Here is a 1,136-nt window from a genome sequence, read left to right as displayed (position 1 = left end):
CTCCCCCCCCACGACTGCACCACCCCCCCACCGCCCCCCCGCTCCACCGCACCACCGCTCTACCGTGGACCCGGCCCCTCCCGTGCCGCGCAGGGGCGGGTCCGTCCGTCGAAGGGGCCGTCCGGCTCGATGTAAGCGCTAACAATTCCCTTCGCCCAGGCTGTTGCCTCCGTCACGCCCGGCCCTCTACGGTGCTGAGTCGAAGCGCTTCGATGACCGAGAGCCGTCGCTGCCCCGAGACGAAGGGGACGTCCGTGTCGAGAGCCCGCCGCTCGATGTTGTTGCCGCTGGTGGCGTTGCTGCTGATGGCGCCGCTGCCCGCGCACGCCCAGGAGCCGCCGTTCCGCGACCCGGACCTGCCCCGCGCCACCCGGATCACCGACCTGCTGGGCAGGCTCACGCTCGACGAGAAGATCTCCCTGCTGCACCAGTACCAGCCGGCCATCCCGAGGCTCGGGATCGGCGCGTTCAAGACCGGCACCGAGGCGCTGCACGGGGTGGCGTGGCTGGGCGAGTCGACGGTGTTCCCGCAGGCCCTGGGCCTGGCCAACACCTGGGACCCGGACCTGGTCCGCCGGGTCGGCGCGGTGACCGGTCGCGAGGCGCGCGGCTTCCACGCGCTCGACCCCGCGTTCAACGGCCTCAACCTGTGGGCGCCGGTGGTGAACCTGCTGCGCGACCCGAGGTGGGGCCGCAACGAGGAGGGCTACTCGGAGGACCCGTACCTGACCGGCGCGATCTCGACCGCGTTCGGCCGGGGCGTCCAGGGCGACCACCCCGACTACCTTCAGGCCGCGCCGACGTTGAAGCACTACCTCGCCTACAACGTCGAGGACGACCGCGTCCACGTCGACTCGATCGTGCCGCCGCGGATCCTGAAGGACTACGACGAGGCCGCGTTCAAGCCCGCCATCTCGGCCGACGCGGCGACCGGCGTGATGGCGTCGTACAACCTGGTCAACGGCCGCCCGGCGCACGTCAGCCACGACCTCGACGAGGTGGTGCGCTCCTGGACCGACGAGGACCTGATGATCGTCGGCGACGCCGGCGGCGCGTCGAACGTCGCCGGGTCGCAGCGGTACTACCCGACCGAGGTCGAGGGCGACGCGGCGGCGATCAGGGCGGGGCTGGACAAC

1 protein-coding gene is annotated in these 1,136 nt (G+C 72.1%); it reads left to right on the top strand.

Going from position 1 to position 1,136, the window contains the following annotated elements:
- Nucleotides 1-254: 254 nt before the first annotated feature.
- Nucleotides 255-1,136, top strand: an 882-nt coding sequence (locus AB0G02_RS41615) for a glycoside hydrolase family 3 N-terminal domain-containing protein (protein WP_360806510.1), incomplete at its 3' end; no start/stop codon positions are given.

Origin of the sequence: Actinosynnema sp. NPDC023658 (assembly GCF_040639995.1) — a bacterium.
In the GTDB taxonomy this organism is placed as follows: Bacteria; Actinomycetota; Actinomycetes; order Mycobacteriales; family Pseudonocardiaceae; genus Actinosynnema.
The sequence above is the reverse complement of the archived record's forward strand: the minus strand, read 5'-3'. Positions and strand labels throughout refer to the sequence as shown.